Origin of the sequence: Aliiruegeria sabulilitoris (assembly GCF_001558155.1) — a bacterium.
GTDB classification, from domain to species: Bacteria; Pseudomonadota; Alphaproteobacteria; order Rhodobacterales; family Rhodobacteraceae; genus Tropicimonas; species Tropicimonas sabulilitoris.
In genome coordinates, this window is sequence record NZ_LOAS01000002.1 from 307,510 (window position 1) to 328,042 (window position 20,533).

Annotated in this window: 13 protein-coding genes; 2 read left to right on the forward strand and 11 right to left on the reverse strand. The window is 63.3% G+C overall.

The genetic code is table 11. The features are described from left to right. Window positions 1-86: 86 nt before the first annotated feature. Both AX756_RS03615 and AX756_RS03620 read right to left on the reverse strand, forming a co-directional pair. Entirely contained in the window at window positions 87-1,586 is a 1,500-nt protein-coding gene (locus tag AX756_RS03615; protein WP_068309070.1) for a caspase family protein, read from the reverse strand. Window positions 1,587-1,619: 33 nt separating this feature from the next. Beyond that, complete coding sequence (locus AX756_RS03620) at window positions 1,620-2,507, reverse strand: M15 family metallopeptidase (RefSeq protein WP_068308729.1); 888 nt, start codon at window positions 2,505-2,507, stop codon at window positions 1,620-1,622. Between the two features lie 164 nt (window positions 2,508-2,671). On the opposite strand from AX756_RS03620, the gene AX756_RS03625 reads away from it, so the two are divergent. Then, window positions 2,672-3,241, forward strand: a complete 570-nt coding sequence (locus tag AX756_RS03625) for an OmpA family protein (protein ID WP_068308735.1) — start codon at window positions 2,672-2,674, stop codon at window positions 3,239-3,241. Window positions 3,242-3,290: 49 nt separating this feature from the next. Then, entirely contained in the window at window positions 3,291-5,480 is a 2,190-nt protein-coding gene (locus AX756_RS03630; RefSeq protein ID WP_068308737.1) for a serine/threonine protein kinase, read from the forward strand. 20 nt (window positions 5,481-5,500) lie between these two features. Here AX756_RS03630 and AX756_RS03635 read toward each other — a convergent pair whose 3' ends face one another. The 9 genes from AX756_RS03635 to tssH all read right to left on the reverse strand — a co-directional run bounded on the left by AX756_RS03635 (window position 5,501) and on the right by tssH (window position 20,524). Then, on the reverse strand, window positions 5,501-6,211 hold the full coding sequence (locus AX756_RS03635) for a PP2C family protein-serine/threonine phosphatase (protein ID WP_068308741.1): 711 nt from the start codon (window positions 6,209-6,211) through the stop codon (window positions 5,501-5,503). Then, entirely contained in the window at window positions 6,208-6,864 is a 657-nt protein-coding gene (gene tagF / locus AX756_RS03640; RefSeq protein WP_068308743.1) for a type VI secretion system-associated protein TagF, read from the reverse strand. Before tagF ends, AX756_RS03635 begins: the two co-directional genes overlap by 4 nt. Further along, the gene (tssM, locus tag AX756_RS03645; protein ID WP_068308745.1) at window positions 6,846-10,409 is read right to left on the reverse strand and encodes a type VI secretion system membrane subunit TssM; all 3,564 of its coding nucleotides are present in this window, start codon (window positions 10,407-10,409) and stop codon (window positions 6,846-6,848) included. Before tssM ends, tagF begins: the two co-directional genes overlap by 19 nt. Continuing rightward, a complete protein-coding gene (tssL, locus tag AX756_RS03650; protein WP_068308747.1) occupies window positions 10,409-11,851 on the reverse strand; it encodes a type VI secretion system protein TssL, long form in 1,443 nt (480 codons plus the stop codon). Before tssL ends, tssM begins: the two co-directional genes overlap by 1 nt. Window positions 11,852-11,872: 21 nt before the next feature. Beyond that, window positions 11,873-13,210 (reverse strand): type VI secretion system baseplate subunit TssK, encoded by a 1,338-nt coding sequence (gene tssK, locus AX756_RS03655; protein ID WP_068308750.1) that lies wholly within the window; start codon window positions 13,208-13,210, stop codon window positions 11,873-11,875. 19 nt (window positions 13,211-13,229) lie between these two features. Then, window positions 13,230-14,912, reverse strand: coding sequence for a type VI secretion system-associated FHA domain protein TagH (tagH, locus tag AX756_RS03660; protein ID WP_170307833.1), 1,683 nt, complete (start codon window positions 14,910-14,912; stop codon window positions 13,230-13,232). A 73-nt stretch (window positions 14,913-14,985) separates the two neighbouring features. Continuing rightward, a complete protein-coding gene (locus AX756_RS03665) occupies window positions 14,986-15,594 on the reverse strand; it encodes a DUF6931 family protein (protein ID WP_068308752.1) in 609 nt (202 codons plus the stop codon). Window positions 15,595-15,609: 15 nt separating this feature from the next. Next, window positions 15,610-17,745, reverse strand: coding sequence for a type VI secretion system Vgr family protein (locus AX756_RS03670; RefSeq protein ID WP_197431052.1), 2,136 nt, complete (start codon window positions 17,743-17,745; stop codon window positions 15,610-15,612). A gap of 76 nt (window positions 17,746-17,821) precedes the next feature. Continuing rightward, the gene (gene tssH, locus AX756_RS03675; RefSeq protein WP_068308756.1) at window positions 17,822-20,524 is read right to left on the reverse strand and encodes a type VI secretion system ATPase TssH; all 2,703 of its coding nucleotides are present in this window, start codon (window positions 20,522-20,524) and stop codon (window positions 17,822-17,824) included. Window positions 20,525-20,533: the final 9 nt, after the last annotated feature.

A 20,533-nucleotide genomic window follows, 5' to 3' on the forward strand; every position in this document is an offset into this window, starting at 1 on the left:
GCAACGAGACTGCCCGGATTCTGCTTGCGCACAAACGAAATTGACGCTGCGAAACCCTTAAATCCCGGCAGTTTGGCAAAAAGGTATCACTCCTCCAGACCATAGGCCCGCCGCAGACCACGGTTTGTTCCCGGACCGAAGGATCCGTCTATTGCGCCGGAATAGAATTCCCGTTCCTGAAGCCGACGCTGCAGAGCTGCGCGAGTTTCCCTCTGGAACAGTTCCGGCTTCTGCTGAAGCGTCACCAGTACTTCCGTCACCCCAGCTCGAAGCGCCGCATAGAGGTAGTTCGCAGCATCTTCCGGCCCCTTGCCCGGCACCTGTCCGCGGTCGATCAACACGGCAAAATTATGCTGCGCTTTCGGGTGGCGCTGGTTGGCTGCCCGCTCGAAATATTCCAGCGCCTTCGACACATCGGGATCGAACCCGAGCATGCCGTGGAAATAGAAGAAGCCGACATCGTTGAGTGCATCGGCATATTCCTGATCCGCCGAGGCCATGTAGAGCGCCTTTGCCCGCGCGGGATCGGGCAGCACGAGGACTCCCTCCTCGTAGATGCGGGCAAGCTCGAACTGCGCCTGCGGATCGCCCGCCTCCGCGGCTCTCGAATACCACGATACGGCATCTGCGGGACGGAAATCGCCTCCCCGATCCAGCCGGCGCGCAGCGAGCGCGACCATTGAGCGGGTGTCGCCCGTTTCGGCAAGCGCGACCAGTTCCGGCTCGCGCTCTTTCGGCAGCGAAGACCACGCGGCAACCAGGTCATCGACCGGCAGAGCCTGCTGGCCTTCGTCGGGCCCGGCGAGGTAGAAGGGGACGCCCGAGAGCGAGCCATAGGAATAGGGCTCCTGCCGGTTCCCGGTCTGCTCCAGGACCTTGTCGCGCACCTGACGGAACATCAGGCTGATTTCCAACCCCGGCTGTGGCAGCGTTTCGATCAGCGCGCGCGCGAAGGGGCTGTTGGTGCCAGCACCGTCCAGCGCAACCGACCCATCCTTGGCCGCGTAGGAGACCAGCGTTCCCCGGTCCGGCGCGGAGGCAGCCAGCCCGCCGCCTGCCATGACGAGACCGCGCCCGCCGGCCGCATCCACCTGTTCGGCGGAACTCGCAAGGGAAATCCCGCCGCCGAAGGGATTGTTCCGGCAGGCATCTAGAATGACGATTCGCATCTTGCGGGCCCGGTCAACCACGGCAAGCAGGCTGTCGAGCGAAATGGCCTGCCGTCTCAGATCGTCATTGGAGCGCGGCTGCACATCGACCGGCAACAGGAAATTTTCGCCCTGCACCTGCACGCCATGACCAGCGAAATAGATCAGGGCAAGCTCGGCGGTCTCGGAGCGAAAGGCAAAATCCTCCAGCGTCTTCAGCAGCGACTGCAAGGGCGCATCGACGACTTCCGTCACCTTGAAGCCGATGCCTTCCAGCGTTTCGGCCACGGCGGTGGCATCGCGCACCGGGTTGTCGAGCGCTTCGACATGCTCGTAATTCCCCATGCCGATCACCAAAGCGACACGCTCTGCCGCGCCAAGAGCGGGCAGCGGCGCGATGATGGCGATCGCGAACAGGATTCGTGTCAGAATGGACATGAGCGACTCCATTTCAAGCGGGACTTTCCGCCCCTATAATAACCCGGCTGCGCGCCATTCGAGGACTTTTTCCTTGCTCACTTCGAAATGCATGGAATCCTCGCGCCGGAAGCCCGCGCCCCAGATCCAGCCTTCCTCGTGGAAGAAATCTGCCATGATGGTCAGGCCCAGCTGGGTCGTGCCATCGGTAAACGCGTCCAGCCTGTCGCCGATCTTGAGATCGACCGACAAGCCGAAGGAATGGGTCGAGACGCTGGTCGATCCACGGATCCGGCGCACGCAGAGCGAGCCGGCGGTCTGGATCATGTCATGCAGCTTGGGGTCGACCTTCTCGACCTCGCCAAAGACCCGGCGAAGCGACTCGATTGCCGGCTCCAGCATCTGCACCCGGATCGGCCCTACCTGTTCCACACGTAGTTTCGATTTCAGGTCCGGGTTCTGCATCGGCTGGCAATCGTCGGTCAGAACCTGCCGCGGCGGCCCCAGAAGCTCGGTCAGGAATCGAGGCGAGGCGACGGTCAGCGGCTTGTTGAACGCGGTCCGGTCGATCCATTCGACCACCTGCGTGTAATCGCTGGCCGACATTTCCCCGATGGGCGCCCGGCTGCCGCCCTGCGGCACGCTGGTGCGGCCGCCGAACATGATCGCCTGGGCGACCTCGGCCTCGAGCTTCTGCACCCGCGTGTTGAGTTTCTGGATCGTCTCGTTCAGCGCCTCGATACTGTCCTGCAGCTCGAACACCGTGCTCTCCCGGTCCATGTTCTCCAGGATGATATCCTCGATCGCGATGACGATGCTCCGCATGTCCGCATCAGGCCCCAGCATCTGGGGACGGCCGCTGAACGCCTTGGGCAACACGATCCACAGGACAGGCGCAATCAGGAGCGCTACCGCGATGATGATTGCCGGAAGCAAACGCATTTCTTCATCCTGTCACTTCATCAAATCTGTTCTTCACATACTAAACGCGCCGCGCCCATAGCATGCAAGCACAGAGAGTTTTCACAAGGCGCTCAATGACGTTGCCGCAAATAGGGCAGTGGTATAACCTGATTTCAGTTTTAAGCATGCATTGGGAGAGTCCCATGACCCACAAGACCGTACTGGCTGCCCTGTGCCTCGCAATTTCCAGCCTGGCAGTTCCGGCGATTGCTCAAAGTACCGACGCGTCGGAGCAGACCGCGGAGGAGCTTCAGGAAATTTTCGAGCAGCAAAAAACACGCGGGCTGGTGATTGCCCCCGCACCGGGCACCGATACCGCCCCCGCCACGTCTCAGGCGCAGGTTGCCAAGGCATCCGTTTATACGCCGGTGGACGCGGGCACAGAGATCAACGTGCGTATCTCCTTTGATTTCGACTCCGCGCTGCTGCGCGAGGACCAGATGCCCAAGCTCGCCACCCTGTGCGAGGCGATGACCAACATGTCCGGACAGGTGTTCCGGATCGTCGGTCACACCGACTCCAAGGGCAGCGAAGTCTATAACCAGAACCTGTCCCTTCTGCGGGCCTCCGAGGTGAAACGCTACATGGTCAATACCTGCGGCATCGAGGAAGAGCGCCTTCTGGCCATCGGCGCCGGCGAAACCCACCCCGTCAACGACGGTGACACGACCGCCGACGAGAATCGCCGGGTTGAATTCCAGCTTATCAGTTGATCCCGAGAGCGCCGTCCGGAAGGAATAAGCGCATGGCAGCGACACGACAATGAACAGCCGGACGGGTGATACCGAGTTTCGCATCGGCGATCTGCTGAATAACACGTTCCGTATCGAAGCCATTCTTGGCAGTGGCGGCACCTCGGAAGTATTCCGGGCCCGGAACGAGATCTCTGGCCGGCTTGTGGCGCTCAAGGTCCTGAAGGCGGAATTCGCGGACAAGGAAGACTTCCTCGTGCTGATGAAGCGCGAGGAGGAGATGCGGGACATCCGCCATCACGCGGTTGTCGGCTATTCCGAAAACCACCGGACGGCAGACGGGCATGTCTATCTTGTGATGGACTATGTCGATGGCCCCTCGCTCGAAGACAAGATGAAGGCCGGCGGCATGCCGCCCGAAGAGTTGCTGATCGTCGGTCGACGCGTTGCCGAGGGTCTGCAAGCGGCCCATGAGCGCCGGATCGTCCACCGTGACCTGTCGCCCGACAATATCATCCTCAAGAATGGCGACCCAGCGGCGGCGGTGATCATCGATTTCGGCATCGCCAAGGATGCGAACCCGGGGGCAAAGACGATCGTCGGCACCGAGTTTGCCGGCAAGTTCAGCTACGCCGCCCCCGAGCAGTTCGGAGGCATGGCCGATGCTCGCACGGATATCTATGCGCTCGGAATGACCCTGCTGGCGACCTTTCGCGGGAAGTCCCCGCGTCTCGGCGGCAGCCTGATCGAGATGCTGGAAGTCAAGAAGCAGGCAGTCGACCTGACAGACGTGCCGCAGCCCTTCGCCGGCCTGCTGGCCCGGATGCTGGACCCCAGCCCGGCGGCGCGCTTCCAGTCCTGCCAGGAGATCCTCGACGAGATCGACCGCATCACCGGCGTCGCCCCGGCCAAGGGCAGCAAATCCGGCGCCGGTTCCCTGCCGCCGGGATTGCTGGGCTTGCCCAGTTCCGAGCCAGCCCCGCGCTCGAACGAGAAACCCGAACCGCCAAAGAAGAACAAACCGGCGAAGGCAAAGCCGGAACCGAAAGGGAAGCGTTCTCTTCTGCCCGGCCTGCTAGCGGTTCTGCTGCTGGTCGCGCTTGGCGCCGGGGGGTGGTTCTTTTACTCGACCCAGATCGCCTCGCGCCTGCCGCTCGCAGATCCTTTCGTTCTGACCGCCGAACGCGGCGAGATCGGCGGGCCGGTGCTGAACGGGACAGTGCCCACACAGGAGATGCTCGACAGCCTGGTGCAGCGCGCGACCCGGCAGAATGGCTCGCAGAACCTGAGCCTTGCGCGCGGAGATATTTCCGAGGGATGGCCAACGGCGGTCGCCTCGGTGCTCAACGCGGTGGATGCGCTGAACAGCTACAACCTTCGGGTCGATGGCAACAGCATCACCATTTCCGGACACACGACGGATGCCGGGGTGAATGAAAGTCTGCAACAGTTCCTCCGCACGGCCTCCTTGCCGGACGGGATGCAGTTATCCGGCCAGATCGACTTCATCCCGCCCATTCTCCCGGTCGCCGAGGTGCAGGCGATCGTCGAGACTGCTTCCGATTGCGGCGCGCTCCAGCTGATCTCTCCCCCGGGCGGCGGCTACGGGATTGACGACACGATCGAGATCGCCGGAACGCTGTCCGGCCCGGAGGCCCGACAGGATCTGTTCGATCTGCTCAGTTCGGTTGCCGAAGGGCGCGACATCTCCATCACGACCGAATTGCTCAACCCCGCGCTCTGCGTGATCGAGGGACAGCTCCCCAACCTGCCCTCCCAGGGGATCGAGGTTGCGCTGGAATTCGGCGCGACCGGGAACCCCAACCCCTCCGGCGAATTCTTTGTCGGAGAGAACCCGGTGATCGACGTCGTCCTGCCCGCAAGCCTGCAGGACGGGTACCTCTATGTCTCCATCATCGACGTGACGGGGAGCGTCTTTCACCTGCTGCCCAACGTGGCCCGCCCCGATAACAGCGTTGCCAACTTGCGGAACGGGCAAAGCGGAGCGGTTCCGATCCGTGTTGCCTATCCGCGCTCGGAAGCCGCGTCGGACAAGATCGCCTTTCTTGTGGATGACAGCCTGCTGGGCAAGAGCAAGGTGCTCGTTCTCCATTCCGCCACGCCGATATTCGACACTTTCCGCCCGATATCCGAAAGCGCAGAAGGGTATGCGGAAGCCTTGAAACAGGTGAATTCCGGCGGCGGCGTTACGATTGATGCACTCGACAGCCGGTTGCTGACCTTGTCGGTGCCCGGCTGATTGGGTCCCGGCTGACGGGCTCACACATCGACGACGATCACCGACACATTGTCCGCACCGCCACGATCCAGCGCGATCTGCACCAGACGCTGGCTCACCGTCTCGATCGGCAACGCGGTCAGTTCGGCCTGCAACTCCTCGAAACCGATATACTTGTTCAACCCGTCGGTGCAGAGCAGGAACCGGTCGCCCGGCTGCAACTCGCCGCGGCGTTTATCGATTTCGAGCGCATCGCCTACCCCGACGGCCCGCGTGATGGCATTCGATTGCGGGTGGTGATCGGCCTCGTCCCAGGTCAACTCTCCCGCCTCGACAAGCGCGCCAACAATAGAATGGTCATGGGTCAGCAGCTCGATCTGGGCATTGCGCACCCGGTACAGGCGACTGTCGCCCACCCAGAAGGCCATGAAATGCGCCTCCGACAGCAACAGCACCACAACCGTTGCGCCAACCGTTCCGAGCCCGCTCGAAATCGCGTAATCCTTGATCCGGGCATGGGCATCGTGGAGCGCGGACCGGATCGCCCGCATTCGTTCGCCCGGATCGCCCGTTTCGGGCGCCGTCACGATGGTTTCGACCACGGTCTGGCTGGCAAAATCGCCCGCGGCATGGCCTCCCATGCCGTCGGACACCGCCCAGACTTGCCGTTCGGGCAGAGAGAGCAGGCTGTCCTCGTTTACCTGCCGGACCCGGCCCACATGCGAAATTGCACTGTGACGAACCTGTCTCATAACACGGCCTCCGATGACCAGCACTCATCACTCGGGTCGAACATGGCAGCCAGTTGCCGCCCTGCCGGCAGCATGGAGGTTCCGAGGAACTCGGTTCGTTCGCCAACGAGCGCACTCCAATAACCGCGGACCTGCTCCCGCGTGAATGCTTCGGGAATGGACGGGGCGTCGCTTTCCGGCATCAGCATGAAGCTGCCCTTCAGCGCGCCAAGCCGGCGGCGCAAAGCGTCCTGGGTCATCGAGAAATCCAGCGCGTCGAGCGCCAGCGTCTCAAGCGCATCGAAGATGCCGCCACAGGACATATGCCCCAACGGGCTTGCCGCCGAAGCCCCGACCGGCATCGTCAAGGTCAACGGGAAGGCACGGCCCACGCGGTCCACCGAGGGCATCAGCACCCCCAGCAAGGCCTGGTTCGCAACCACGCCCGGGGCCAGCGTAAAACGCCAGATCGGCGCGGTGTAATAGCACTCCTGCCAGCGCTCCCCGAGATATCCGCGCGCCCGTTTCAGGCTGTTGCTCAACCATTTGTCCCAAACCACGGCAAAGCCCGCAGGCAGGTCGATCCAGAAGAAATCGCCCTGTGACGGCATCTTGCCAAAGGCTCCGACCGGGCCGAGGAGATCGATCCCTGACATCAGAAATTCGTCGGGCATTTGAATTCGCTCAGCGCCGCCATGCTGAACGGGTTGTTGACCGAGCCAAGCTGCATCAGCAGCACCACGCGGCGGCCACCAACGCTGAAGTACAGCCGTCGGCGATCCTCGGTTGTGCTGCGGACCTGTCCGGTATCGATCAGCCGGAACATCGCCCAGGGGCCGTCACGGGATATCGTGCTTTCGCCATTTGGCAATTGCGGCGCCACGGTCAGCCGCGCAAGCCCGACCGATCCCGGCCACTCGACATTCGCGGGCGTGGCCCGGCTGCCGCGTTGCTGGCGCACCTTTACCCCGTGCAATTCCAGCAGCATCTGCGTGGCCTTCGCGTCGAGTGCCTGCGGCGTAAGCTGGGTGGTGAAGCCGAGCTGGCCGGTGGCAAAGAAGGTCTCCCGGATCTGTGCCGCGCGCTGGAACTGCACCAACACCGCCGGTGTAATCCCCAGCTCCTCGCCCGTACCGCCCCGGAAGGCCCACGGGTTCGCATGCATATCCACGAACTCGGCAAGGTTCTCCGAGAAGAACGCGTCGATCAGCCCCCCGGGCGAGAAGAGCCGGGTGAAATCCTGCAAGGCGACATCGGCCTGCGCGCGCCGATCGAACGGGTAGCGATTGCTCAACGCCTTCTCGCAGAGCGGCAGAACCTCGGCCTGCCATTGGGAATTCAGCTTCGCGCGCAGCCCCTGCCGGCCCAGCCCCGTCGTGCCGGAAGTGATCTGTGTCGACCAGCGCTTGAGCGGGTCGGGCTTGAGGTTCGCCATCTGCTGGAAACCGGTGATGATGGGGTTGGCGAGCAGGTCCCCCGTGCCGCCGCTGAAGGTCAGCTTGTTGAATTCCAGGTAGACTTCCTTGAGCTGGGAAATATACGCGTCCAACTCGCTCGGCTGCCCATCGGGCCGGGCGGTCATGTTGTGCAGCCAGGTGAAGCGGCGTTCGACCTCGGAGCCCAGCGGCAGTTCCTCACCGCCCGAACTCGCGGCAAGGCTCGCCTGCACCGCATCTTTCAGGACACGTTGCGGGAAGCTCAGCCGAGCCCGCAAGACCCGCTCCACGCCCTTGCCCACAACGCCGCCCGCCGCCTCGGTGGCCTCATCCACTGCATCGCAAGGTTCCGTCAACCTTGTCTGGTTGGCCACGGCCTCCAGCACGTTGAGGATAGGCGACGCCGGTGTCGACAGCACGTTCGTTACTTCCGCCGCCCGTTCAGGGGAGTCGAAGGGAACGATATTGAGATCGGCAAGCATCGCGTCGTAGCGACCGACCATATCGGTGAAATAGAGCTGGAACACTCCAACCGTGGTTGCCGTCTTGAAGTCCTCCGTCCTGTCCTCGGTGACCTCGCCCAGAACCCAGGCCTCGTTGGCCAGCTGTTCATTGACCCGCAGGGCCTGCGGCACGAAAACATCGTGGAAGGCGCAGCGGGTAAAGATACCCTCGATCCCGTCGCCCAGCGACGCCCCGGAGGATCGCCGCATGGCGCGCCCGATCTGCGAATTGCCATCGGTCGGGCGCCATTGCGGCAGCGCGCGCACCTCGGCATTGTTGAGAATGCCGGTATAGATCCGGTCCGATTGCGGCATTGCGGAGATCTCCGCCCGCGCCTGTTCGATCACGTGACCGTTCAGGTTCACCTCCAGCATCGGCTGATCGAGCAGGGCTGCGAGATGCCCCTCCAGATCCGCCCGCAACTCCTCGTTTACGGCGCCCGAGTAAAACTGCTCCCAGTCCTGCCGCATCCAGTCCAGCACCAGCTCCTTGTTCATCGGTCCCTGCTGGCCGACCATCAGGTAGACCTTGAGGGCTTCGTAGAGCCGGTCCGGATCGCTCATCGATGATTGCATCTGCTCGTCGAGCCGCAAAAGCACCCGCGGCAACAGGTGCTGGTTGAGCGCGGAGCGGTAGGTCTGCGCCACCGAGTTACCCACCAACTCGCCCTGGTAGAGGCCGAACCCAAGCCGTGTTTCCGGCTCGACATCCTGCGTGCGCGGGTTGGTCGGCATGTCGCGCAGGATGTTCAGCGCCGGAACGATTGCCGGGAAATCCGTATCGCCGATCGGGCTGCCGGGAATCTGCGCCGCCGCGGTCTGATAGTTATCGACCCGTGTTGACGCCTCGGCCAGCAGGTCCCGGTTGCCCAGGTACGAGCGTGTCCAGAGCGCGCCCACGCCAAGCACGACCAGCACGGCGGTAGCGATGGCGATGCGGCGCGACCAGCGATAGCGGCGCGCCACCTTGTCGTCGATGGAGACGAGCCCCGCCTCCGGGAACATCACGCCCTCGAAGAGCCGGGTCAGGAAATAGGAGCGCCCGCGCCCCCGTCCGGAACCAATGGCCTGCCGGCCAATGCCGAATGTCTGCGCCATGGCCAGCATCAGCCGGTCGAGCGGGTTCCCTTCCTGTGTGCCGGAGGTGAAATAGACACCGCGCAGGATGTGGCGCTGCTCGTAACGGCTGTCCACGAAGACCTCGGACAGGAAATCATGTGCAACCTGCCGGATGGAGGCGACCTGCCCGGCGAAACCGGCAATCAGGCTGCGGCGGGCCGGATCGGTCTCGTGCTGAAGCCGTTCCAGGGACTGCGCGTTCAAACGCTCCAGAAGGGCGCCGAATTCCGCGTCGAAATTCTCCATCGGCGAGCGCTGGCCCTTGCTCTTGTCCAGCTCCAGCGTGAAGCCCCAGACCTGTTCGCGGTCCTCCTTGGCCATCGGCTCGAAGGTCTCGGTGAAACCCGCGATCAGGTCGGACTTGGTAAAGAGCACATAGACCGGGAAGCGCACGCCCAACTCATCGCGCAGCTCTGTCAGGCGACGACGGATCGCGGCGGCGTGCCCCTGCCGGGTCATCTCGTCCTGCAAGGACAGGTCAGAGAGCGAGATCGCGACGATGGCACCGTTGATCGGCTGGCGCGTGCGGTATTTGCGCAGAAGCTTCAGGAAACCGAGCCAGGCCGCGTTCTCGGCATCCGCATTGCCTTCCTGCGTTGTGTAGCGCCCCGCCGTGTCCAGAAGCACCGCATCCTCGGTGAACCACCAGTCGCAGTTGCGCGTGCCGCCAACGCCGGCAATCGAGCTCTCGCCATCCTCCCCCGCGAAGGGAAGGCGCAGGCCGGAATTGACGATGGCAGTGGTCTTGCCTGCCCCCGGCGGCCCGATGATCACATACCAGGGCAGCTCGTAGAGATGCCGGCGGCCGGTTTTCGAGCGGCGCAGCTGCGTCATCGCCCCGCGCAGCTTGGACTTCATCTCGTCCAGCTCGGCCTGAACGATTTCATCGTTCGGGTCCACATCCACGGCCACGCTCTCGACGATCTCCTCGGCCATCTTCTTGTCGCGACGCGCGCGGCGAATGGCGATGATCAGGATCCAGAGCAGCGCGATGAACCACATCACGCCGACGACGACGCCCCGCCAGAGATACCCGGCAAAGGGCTGCCAGGTTTCGCCGCCGATCCATGGGCTGAAGAACCAGAAGCAGAGCGACAGGATGAGCGTCACGATGAAGATGACGAAATAGGCGGAGGTAAAGAAACGCAGAACGGCAGACATCAGGGTTCGTTCCTCATCAGCACGACCTCGATCCGCCGGTTGGCGGCGCGGCCTTCCTTCGTTTCATTCGACGCGATCGGCTCCTTGTCGGCGCGACCCTCGGCCGAGAGCCGTCGGGGATTGTCCAGCATCGCGGCAATCATCTTCTCGACCGACTTGGCCCGGTCGAGCGACAGCTCCATGTTGGAGGCATAGCGCGACGAGCGGATCGGCACAGAATCCGAATGGCCAACCACGATGATCGGCCCCGGCTCTTCGTTGAGCGCCTCGGCCAGACGGTTCACCGGCTTGTGGAATTTCTCCAGCAACACGTTGGAGCCAGATGCAAACATGCCCGCCCCCTTGATGCGGATCGTCACCGTGGAGGCATTGCCAAGCACTTCGACAAGCCCTTCCTTGATCTCCTCGGCCAGGAATTCCTTGAATTTCTCCGGTACGGCGACAACCGGTGCGGGCGGCGGCGGTGGCGGCGGCGCCTTGATGTCGATCGTCGGGGGGACGTTAGATTCCAGACGCGAGATTTGTCCGGTCACGCTCTCCGTCGAGCCGCCAAGCGCCCAGGTGAAGGCAAGGAAGGCCAGCATCAACAGCACCGCGGCGATGCTCATGGCGATCCAGACCGGCCGCCAGATCGAGCGCGGATTGTTGGGAACCTCAAGCCCCTTCCAATGCGGCGATATCTCGCGTTCGACCGGGCCGCGCTGGTTGCGGATCAGCCGGGCAAGCCCGCCCCGGACCTCCAGATGCCGCGCGGGCCCGTTGGGGTCCACATCGGCGCGCAGGCGGCCTTCGAAGCCGAGCGTCATGCACATGTAGAGGAACTCGAGCAGCTCGATATTGTTGGGCGGGTCCTTCTCCATGTGGGCCAGCACGTCATAGAACCGGTCGCCGCCGACCACCTCGCGATGGAAGGTCGCCACCATGCTCTGCAGCGACCAGGAGGAGTTCTCGCCCCAGGGCGTGTTCAGCACCACGTCATCCAGCGTGGCGCAAATCGCGTAGCGGGCCACCTTCACATCCTGATCCAAACAGCCCGCCTGGTGGGCGCGGCTCTCGAACTCGCGCACTTCGCCCACGACATTTTGCCGTAGCCGGTCCGGATCGGCATGCTGGGCCCGGTTCGAAATACGGCTGACCAGCGCAAAGAGCGGCGCGGCACAGGCGATCAGCCGGTTCATTCCAGTGAAGGACTGGGGCAGCAGCGCTGCCTCCTCGGCGGCGTTCCCCCCACCCGATGGCGCGGACGAACTCGGCACGCCGAAACTGCTGGCGGGCGCCGATTGGGCGGGCTGTGGCGCGGACTGCTGCGGCGGCGCACCGCCGGGCGCCGCTTGCGGTGCCGCTGAAGGCTGGGCAGGCGGCGGACGCCGTCCACCGGGATTGGGCCGGATGACCGTGCGTTCGTTGTCTTCCATCTCGGAGAAAGGATCGTCGCTTGCCATGGTCTGCTCGCCTTGCTCCTATCAGTTTTGCCGGATCGCCCAGAGTTCCATCTTGAGCCCCGGATAGGTTCCCGACACATGCACGGCGATGCCGCCCGATGTCGTCATCTTGCCCCAGTACTGGCTCTTGGGATCGAGCTCGAAATAGACCGAGCCGGACGTGTACGGTATCTGGCGCGGCGCAACCGGCAGCGGTCGCAACGTGATCCCCGGCAGGGCCGAGTTGACCAATTGCCGGATCTCCTCCACCGGGCCGATCTTGGACTGACCGGCGAAATGGCGGCGGACATTCTCGGCCGGCGCGTCGGAGGAGACGGCGAGCACGAAGCCGGCCGTGGTGATGAGCTTGCGGTCGGCGATGAGGCCGACGGAAATGCCGTATTTGCGCGGCTCCAGCGGGATCGAGATCGCGTTCTGCTCCAGCACCGCCGAGAGGTACTGGCGCAATTGCCGAATAACCGGCGAGAAGCTCTTCGTCAGGTCGTGATGCTGATAGGGCGGGAAATCGGGCGGGCGCATCTTCGGGTCGATAAAGGTCGCCAGCTCGCCCGTAACGCCCACGCAGAAGCGATAGAAGCTCTCCGGATGCAGGTTCTCGATCGCCAGCATATGCTTGACCTGCGGCAACACCCGATTGAGCGTGAGCAGCAGCAGGAAATCCTGGATCTCGGCAGCCCCCTTGGTGCCACCCTGCGTCAGACGCCCGGCAAGGGCCGTCGCGCGATGGTTGAGAAGCCCTTCCAGCTCGTTGAGGAAACTGTGCAGCGGGCGGGCCGCGCGCACATCCATGCAACTGGGAACGAAGCCGGTATCCAGCACGATCTCGTTGTCGGATTTCACCTCGATGATCCGGGCAATCGGAATCGTCAGGCGGTCGGACAAGTCGTCGACATCCAGCGCGAATTGCAGCCGCAGCTTGCCCACCGCCATCGTCGCCGGCTTGCGGCCGGTGCCGATCGTGTCGGTCACTTCCAGCTCGGCGGGCCGCAGGCGCGCCGCCGAAAGCTCCGCCCCGGTCATGTCGACCTCGAGCGCCCCCTGCCGGCGGATCGGAATGGTGAGATGGACGATGCAATCCTTGATCGTGGAGGGCACTTCGAGCGAGGGCGGCTGGTCCTCGATCTCGGGCACGCGGAACACCGCACCATCATGGGTCACCCCGGAACAGGAGGATATCGCGAACTGCCCGGTCTTCAGCATCTCCTCGTTGATTTTCAGCTCGCTCACGCCCCAGCCATAAGGCCGGATCCGCCCGGCCAACCCGCCAAGCTGGCTTTCCATGTATCGGTCGGCCTGCTGGAAATGTTGCGGCTGAAGGAACAGACCTTCGCTCCAAAGAACCTTGCTCTCCCAGGACATCAGCGTTTCCCGCCCTTGTTCATGATCCGTCCTTCAACTTGTTGAGCTGTTCCTGGTAGGCACGGGCGAATTCCCGGCTGAACAGCTCGTGAAAATCATTTTCGGCCGCATCCGCCACATCGGCATAGATGCGTTCATAGGTTTCCCAGTAGCGCGCCTTGCGCCCCTTCAGCAGGCTGCCGATGCCGCCGGCGCTGGTGATCTCGGACTCGAGCGCCTCGGGCGAGAGCCGCTTGAGCACACCTTTCAGGGCCGCTTCCATGCCGGTCATCGTCGCGACCTCGTGCGCCTTGATATCCTGCAGCGCCTGGTCCGCGGCCAGTTCGGCCGCGAGGTAGCCGCGGCGCGGCGGTCCGACGAGCGCTTCAACGGCCTCTTCCGGCGTCACCGAGAATTTCAGCGCATTGTTGCCACTGGTCGAAATCCGCGTCTGATCTATGCGGAATTCGGACTTGATGGAGCTGCGCGTCATCAGGATCTCGCGCAGCCCGTGAATGACGATCCGCAATACGTTGCCGAGGCGCTCGGCGGTCGCGGCCGGCGCCTCCTCGTCAGACAGGTCAATATCGCCGACACCTGCCGCATTGAGAAGGATTTTCAGCAATTCCGCATCCTGCGGGCCCGGCTGCGACGCCTGGACGGCGGATGTGGGTGCGGGTGTCTCTGTGGGTGCGGAGGGTGTCGCTGGCCCGGGCGCAGCCGCGCTGGCAGGGTCGGTCGGAGCGGCAACCGAAGCAGCCACCGGGGGCGCGACGCGCGGACCAGACAGGGGGTCGGACGCCATAGGTGCGGGCTTATCTGCTGCGGAATCGGGCGTGGGCGTGGTTTCTGCGGGCGTTCCATCTCCGCCGACCCCGATATCAAGATCGAGATCCTCCGGAATGAAGGCCGCGCCGGACCCGACCCCGGACGGCGCGCTTCCCGGTATGGAGGATTCGGCAAAGGGGTCTTCGGCAAAGGGGTTGTTGTTCTCGGCAGGCACATCCCGGCCGATCGGACTGACGGGCAGATCCAGATCCCAATCGTCAGGTATGGTGGAGCTCGCAGTTTTCGGCAGGTTCATGTGGTCATTCAACGAGGAGCTGTCCAAGCCCTGACTGGCGCCCAACAGCGAGTCCGGATCGGGGCCCTTGCCGAGGATGTCATCTTCCTCCCCCTCGCCCAGCGGCGGAAGCAGCCCGTCCTCGCCCAACTCGGGCCGCTTGATCCCCTTGGGCCCGACCGGCCCTCCGGGGGAGTCGAGTAATTCGTTGATCACGTCCTTCTGCTGGCTCATCGAGGGCGCATCCAGCAGCCCTTCCAGATCCTGGTCGGGACGCGCGCCCCGTGGCGATACGGACCTGCCCTGGACCGGGTCCAGCAACGCGGGCTGGCCGGTCTCCTTGCCCGTCGAGATGGCCACGGCCAGTTCGTAATTCCCGATGGTGAGAATATCGCCGTCATTGAGCGGGGTCGGCACCTTGCCCAGGGGGATCTTGCCGTAATTCAGGAATGTGCCGTTGGTCGACAGGTCGACGACCACGACATTGCCGTTCTGGTCCTCGATAGCGCAGTGGTTCGACGAAATCAGCCGGTCCGGATCGGGCAGCACGAGGTCATTGTTCTTTCCCCGTCCAATTGTCAGCGAGTTGCCGACCATGGCCACGGGACGGCCATCGCCCGGGATCGAGCCCGAAGACTGGAAATGCAACACGACAGTCATTGAGGGTACCCGTGTGTCTTTCTGTACCCCGTAACTTTCAGGCACTTACGCAACGAAAGCAACGGTCGAGACGTCATTCGTCCTCCCCGTTCTTCTGCTTCACATGGCCGTTGCCGCCCCGGGCGATATCCAGCGCCCGATCCAGCATCAGGTCTGCCGCCTCGGTGAAATCGCCACCGCGTGCGTCTATCGCCATAACGTTCATCCCGAAGGCGATCGCGGCGGCCCCGCCCTCGGGGGCCGGGAATTCCTTGAGGTCGCCGGGGCCCAGTGTTCCGTCCGCATAGACGGCGAGCAAGGCGCAGAGCGAAGTATCGTCGCTCGGCCCGGCGGCCTCGCTGGCGCGAAAGGCCGCTTCGCGGGCCTCTTCGGACGGGCGGAAAACCCACGCTTCGGCAGCCGCCAGTGTCGCCGGCGGCGTGGCCTCCGGCCCGATCACGTCGCGCCCGGCCAGGCAGGCCCACCACGTCAGTTCCCGTGGTGGCAGGCTTGCGGCCATTACCTTGAGCATATCGACCTGCGCGGTCGCGGCTTCCCGCGCTGCCAGCTCTGTCAGCACATCCTGCACGCCGGCTGCTGCCGGGCCCTCCAGCTCCGTTTCCAGCGACAGGTTGGTCTGGGCCATCAGCCGTGCCGCCGGCACCTGTGGAATCTTGTTGAGGTCTTCGAACCGTCCGCCCATTTCGTGCTCCCAGCCCTAGTTGATCTTCACCAGGCCGCCCTGGATCATGACCATGGCGCTGCCATTGACCTTGACCATCGGCGCCTTGGTTTCCGCCATCACGGTGCCCTCGATCTTGATCATCATCCCCTTGATGGTCACCCCCGTCTGGTCGATCTTTACCGAAGACGATCCGACCTTGAGTTCGATCGACTGCATCGCTTCATGCTCGGTCTTGCCCAGCGACACTTTCGTCGTGTGGTTGCCCATCGAGATCGTCTCTTCGAAATTGCCCATCGAGACGTTGTTCTTCATGTCACCCTTCTTGACGGTGTTCTCGTGGTCGCCCTTCTGGACCGTTGTCTTGAAATTGTTGCCGATGGTCTCGGTGCGGTCGTTATAAACCTCGTGCGTCATGTCGCCGGGGCTCTTGCCGCCATCGCCATAGCCGACCTTGACCTTCAGGTCGTTGCCGACCTCCTCGGTCTTGTCGTGATAGATCTCCTGCGTGAGATCGCCCTTGTCCTTGTCGTCGAAGCCGATCTTGATCGTCGCGTCATTCTCGACGACCTGATTGTAATTCTTCTCGGCGTGGAAATAGACCTCCTCCTCGCCCTTCTTGTCCTCGAAACGCAGCTCGTTGAAGTTGCTGCTGCTGCCCTTTTTCGTGGAGCGCGACTTGATCCCGGTCTGGGTCATGTTGGCGGGCAGTTCATAGGGCGGCATCGTGTCGGCATTGTAGAGCATGCCGATGACGAGCGGCCGGTCCGGATCGCCCTCCTCGAACTGCACGACCACTTCCTGACCCATTCGCGGAATGCCGATCATGCCCCAGTTCTTGCCCGTCCAGGGCATCATGCAGCGCACCCAGCATGTGGATTTCTCGTCCATCTTGCCCAACCGGTCCCAGTGGAACTGGATCCGGATGCGGCCGTATTTGTCGGTATAGATCTCCTCGCCGTTCGGTCCGGTGACCACGGCGGTGTGACAGCCGGCAATCTCGGGCCAGGGTGTGACCGGTGCGGGGCGGAATTTCTCCTGCTTGGGGATCGCCAGCACCCGCACCTGGTAGGGATCTTTGGCGTCAATCTCTGCGCGCACGGAACCGGACGGAAAGTTGCTGATTTCCAGCGTGTTCAGCTCGCGCTCGTTGAGCTGGAACAGATGCGTCGCCGAGCGCACGACGAATTCCTCGCCCTCTCCGGTCACCTCGTGCTTGGAGACCTTGAACACCTTGCCGACCTCGATATTCGACACTAGCCCCGTGCCGCGCCATGTCCGGTAATGGATCGCGCGCTCTTCCATGCGGACCTTGGAATAGAACTCGCCATCCGCGCTTTCCCGGTAATGGCCGGGATAGTCATAGATCTCGCGGTCCTTGAGGTCGTGCTTGCCCTTGGGCAGGGCGCGGAAGGTTTCCAGATCGGCCTTGGGTTTCTCGAAATTGTAGTCGGTCTGGGTGTATTTGCCGGTGGTGGCGGCATGGTCGATATACCACTCGAAGAAATGTTCGAGGTCACGCCGGCTGGGATCGCTCAATTCCAGGAAACGGATCGTATCCTCTGCCGGAACCGGGCTATGGGCCGCAGAATCGTCGTGCAGCACCATCTTTTCGTCGCCCTCATACTCGAAGAAATAGTGGATCCCCTCTTCCTCCATCAGGCGATGGATGAAATCGAGATCGGTCTCCCGGTACTGAACGCAGATGACGCGGGTTCGGTAGCTCTCACTCAGCTGCTCGTCAAAATTCACGCCGTAGTCCTGCAGCACCTCCTTGATGATGTCCGGCGCGGTCATTTCCTGGAAGATCCGGCAATCCTTGTTGAGCGAAAGGAACCACATCTTGGGCCGGATTTCGGCCCAGTAATGGCAGGCCCCGTCATAGGTGCCTACGAAACGCGCATTGATGCAAATACCGATATGCTTGCGCTCTCGGGTGCCGGATTCGAGCCTGTCGGCACCGTCCGGAACCTTGGCCGTCAGCTCGATATTGCGGCCCATGAGGTCGTCCAGATCGATATTGGGATTGTCGGAGATGAATTCGATCCGGGCCTTGGAGGGCTCGTTGAAACCTTCGTCGATACGCGCCGCCACAAGCACCAGCGGGTCGGAACACGCGCTGCACTCCATCCGGATCGGGAAGTCCTGAATCTTGCTTTTGTCAATACGCATGGCCAATCCAATCATTCAACCTGCCCGAGTCTACACCCGGGCAGGCAATGCTCCAAATGTTCAGACGCTTGAGCTCTCAGACGAAATCATAGGTGAAATCGCCGTCGGCCGCGTCCACGGTCACGCCTTTGATCTCCTGTTCCATCATCATCCGCCGCAGGAACTCGGCCGAGACCTCGGGCAGCATGGTGTTGGTAACGATGGCGTCGATCATCCGACCACCCGATTCCAGCTCCTGGCAACGCCCCACGATCGTATCGATCACCGCGTCGGTATAGGTGAAGGGCACGCCATGGCTTTCCTCCACCCGCTTCTTGATGCGGTTGAGCTGGAGAACGGCGATCTTGCCGATCACCTCCGGCGTCAAAGGGTAATAGGGGATGGTCACGAGCCGGCCCAGCAGCGCCGCTGGGAAGATCTTGAGCAGCGGGTCGCGCAGCGCCTGCCCGATCCCCTCCGGCTCCGGCAGCAGGTCGGGATCGGAACACATGTCCATGATCAGCTCGGAGCCCGCATTCGAAGTCAGCAGGATCAGCGTGTTCTTGAAATCGATCACGCGGCCCTCGCCGTCTTCCATCTGGCCCTTGTCGAAGACCTGGAAGAACAGCTCGTGCACATCCGGGTGCGCCTTCTCGACCTCGTCGAGCAGCACCACCGAATAGGGTTTGCGCCGCACGGCCTCGGTCAGAACGCCACCCTCACCATAGCCGACATAGCCCGGAGGGGCGCCCTTGAGCGAGCTGACCGTATGGGCCTCCTGGTATTCGGACATGTTGATGGTGATGACATTCTGCTCACCGCCATAAAGAACCTCGGCCAGCGCCAACGCCGTCTCCGTCTTGCCGACGCCGGAGGTGCCGGCGAGCATGAAAACGCCAATGGGCTTGGACGGGTTGTCGAGCCCGGCGCGGCTGGTCTGGATCCGCTTGGAGATCATCTTCATCGCGTGATCCTGCCCGATCACCCGCTTGGCGAGGTGATCCTCGAGATGCAGGACGGTGTCGATCTCGTTGCGCACCATCCGGCCCACGGGAATACCCGTCCAGTCGCCGATCACGCTTGCCACCGCCTGCGCGTCGACAATCGGCAGGATCAGCGGGTGCTCGCCCTGGATCTCCTCCAACTCCTTGTTCTTGGCGCGCAGCTCCTCGACCATGGCCTTGCGCTCATCGGCGCTCAGCGGGCTTTCCTCGGTCTCGTGCTCCTCGGTCGCCTCGACCGGCGCGCCGCCCTCGCGCAGCTTGGCCCGCAGCGCCAGAATGGCTTCGACCACGCCGCGCTCCCGCTCCCAGCGTTCGTCCAGCCCCTTGAGCCGTTCCTCCTCGGCGGCCTTCAGCTCGGTGATCGCGGCGCGGCGGTCGTCCACGTCGTAACCGGCGGTTTCATCGCGGTCGATGATCTCCAGCTCAGTTGTCAGCGCATCGATCCGCTTGCGGCAATCATCCACTTCGGCCGGCACCGCGTGCTGGCTCACCGCCACGCGGGCGCAGGCCGTATCGAGCACCGAGACCGACTTGTCCGGCAGTTGCCGCGCCGGGATGTAGCGCGCCGACAGCTTCACCGCCGCCTCGATCCCCTCGTCGAGCACCTGCACCTTGTGGTGTTTCTCCAGCATGGAGGCGATGCCCCGCATCATCAGGATGCCCTTTTTGACGTCCGGCTCGTCCACCTGGATCACCTGGAAACGCCGCGTCAGGGCCGGATCCTTCTCGATATGCTTCTTGTATTCGGCCCAGGTGGTCGCGGCGACGGTCCGGAGCGTGCCGCGCGCCAGCGCCGGTTTCAGCAGGTTTGCCGCGTCGCCGGTGCCCGCCGCGCCACCGGCGCCGATCAGCGTATGCGCCTCGTCGACAAAGAGGATGATCGGCACGGTCGCGGCCTGAACTTCGTCAATCACCGAGCGCAGCCGGTTCTCGAACTCGCCCTTCATCGAGGCGCCGGCCTGCAGCAGGCCCACATCGAGCGAGAGCAGGCGGGCATCCTTGAGCGAGGGCGGCACGTCGCCCCGCGCGATCCGCTGGGCGAAGCCTTCCACGACCGCCGTCTTGCCCACGCCCGCCTCGCCGGTGAGGATCGGGTTGTTCTGCCGCCGCCGCATGAGGATATCGACGATCTGGCGGATCTCGTCATCGCGCCCGACAATCGGGTCCATCTTGCCCTCGCGCGCCTGCGCCGTCATGTCGGTGCAGAATTGCTTGAGCGCTTCCTCCTTGCCCATCTGCGCGGGCGCCATCGCTCCCGATGCCTCGCCCGGCACCGCGCCACCGCCCGTGACGGAGCCGTCCTGCGGGTACAGCATATCCTCGGGCGAGCCGTCCACGACGGTCGGGAAATTGTCCGAGAGATCATCCGCGCCGACCTTCTTGAACTCGCCCGAAATGCCATGCAGCACGTGGCGCAGTTCGGAGGTCTTGACCATGCCCAGGATCAGGTGGCCGGTGCGCACCTGGTTGGAGTTGAACATCAGCGAGCCATAGACCCACGCCCGCTCCATCGCGTTTTCCAGATGCGCCGACAGGTCGGTGATCGAGGAGGCGCCACGCGGCAGCGCATCCAGCGCACGCTGCATGTCCGCGGCCAGCCGCGACGGCTCCAGATCGTAATGGTTCATGATCCGGTGAATATCGCTATCGGGCAGCTGCACGATCTGGGTCAGCCAATGCACGACCTCGACATAAGGGTTGCCGCGCATCTTGCAGAAAACCGTGGCCCCCTCGACCGCCTTGTAGCCCAGCTCGTTGAGCTTCCCGAAAAGTGCAACCCTGCTGATTTCCGACATGAAATATCC

What these genes read in the sequence shown, in the direction of transcription:
- AX756_RS03615 (WP_068309070.1), bottom strand. Translation starts at nt 1,586, where the DNA reads ATGTCCATTCTGACACGAATCCTGTTCGCGATCGCCATCATCGCGCCG.
- AX756_RS03620 (WP_068308729.1), bottom strand. Translation starts at nt 2,507, where the DNA reads ATGCGTTTGCTTCCGGCAATCATCATCGCGGTAGCGCTCCTGATTGCG.
- AX756_RS03625 (WP_068308735.1), top strand. Translation starts at nt 2,672, where the DNA reads ATGACCCACAAGACCGTACTGGCTGCCCTGTGCCTCGCAATTTCCAGC.
- AX756_RS03630 (WP_068308737.1), top strand. Translation starts at nt 3,291, where the DNA reads ATGAACAGCCGGACGGGTGATACCGAGTTTCGCATCGGCGATCTGCTG.
- AX756_RS03635 (WP_068308741.1), bottom strand. Translation starts at nt 6,211, where the DNA reads ATGAGACAGGTTCGTCACAGTGCAATTTCGCATGTGGGCCGGGTCCGG.
- tagF (WP_068308743.1), bottom strand. Translation starts at nt 6,864, where the DNA reads ATGCCCGACGAATTTCTGATGTCAGGGATCGATCTCCTCGGCCCGGTC.
- tssM (WP_068308745.1), bottom strand. Translation starts at nt 10,409, where the DNA reads ATGTCTGCCGTTCTGCGTTTCTTTACCTCCGCCTATTTCGTCATCTTC.
- tssL (WP_068308747.1), bottom strand. Translation starts at nt 11,851, where the DNA reads ATGGCAAGCGACGATCCTTTCTCCGAGATGGAAGACAACGAACGCACG.
- tssK (WP_068308750.1), bottom strand. Translation starts at nt 13,210, where the DNA reads ATGTCCTGGGAGAGCAAGGTTCTTTGGAGCGAAGGTCTGTTCCTTCAG.
- tagH (WP_170307833.1), bottom strand. Translation starts at nt 14,912, where the DNA reads ATGACTGTCGTGTTGCATTTCCAGTCTTCGGGCTCGATCCCGGGCGAT.
- AX756_RS03665 (WP_068308752.1), bottom strand. Translation starts at nt 15,594, where the DNA reads ATGGGCGGACGGTTCGAAGACCTCAACAAGATTCCACAGGTGCCGGCG.
- AX756_RS03670 (WP_197431052.1), bottom strand. Translation starts at nt 17,745, where the DNA reads ATGCGTATTGACAAAAGCAAGATTCAGGACTTCCCGATCCGGATGGAG.
- tssH (WP_068308756.1), bottom strand. Translation starts at nt 20,524, where the DNA reads ATGTCGGAAATCAGCAGGGTTGCACTTTTCGGGAAGCTCAACGAGCTG.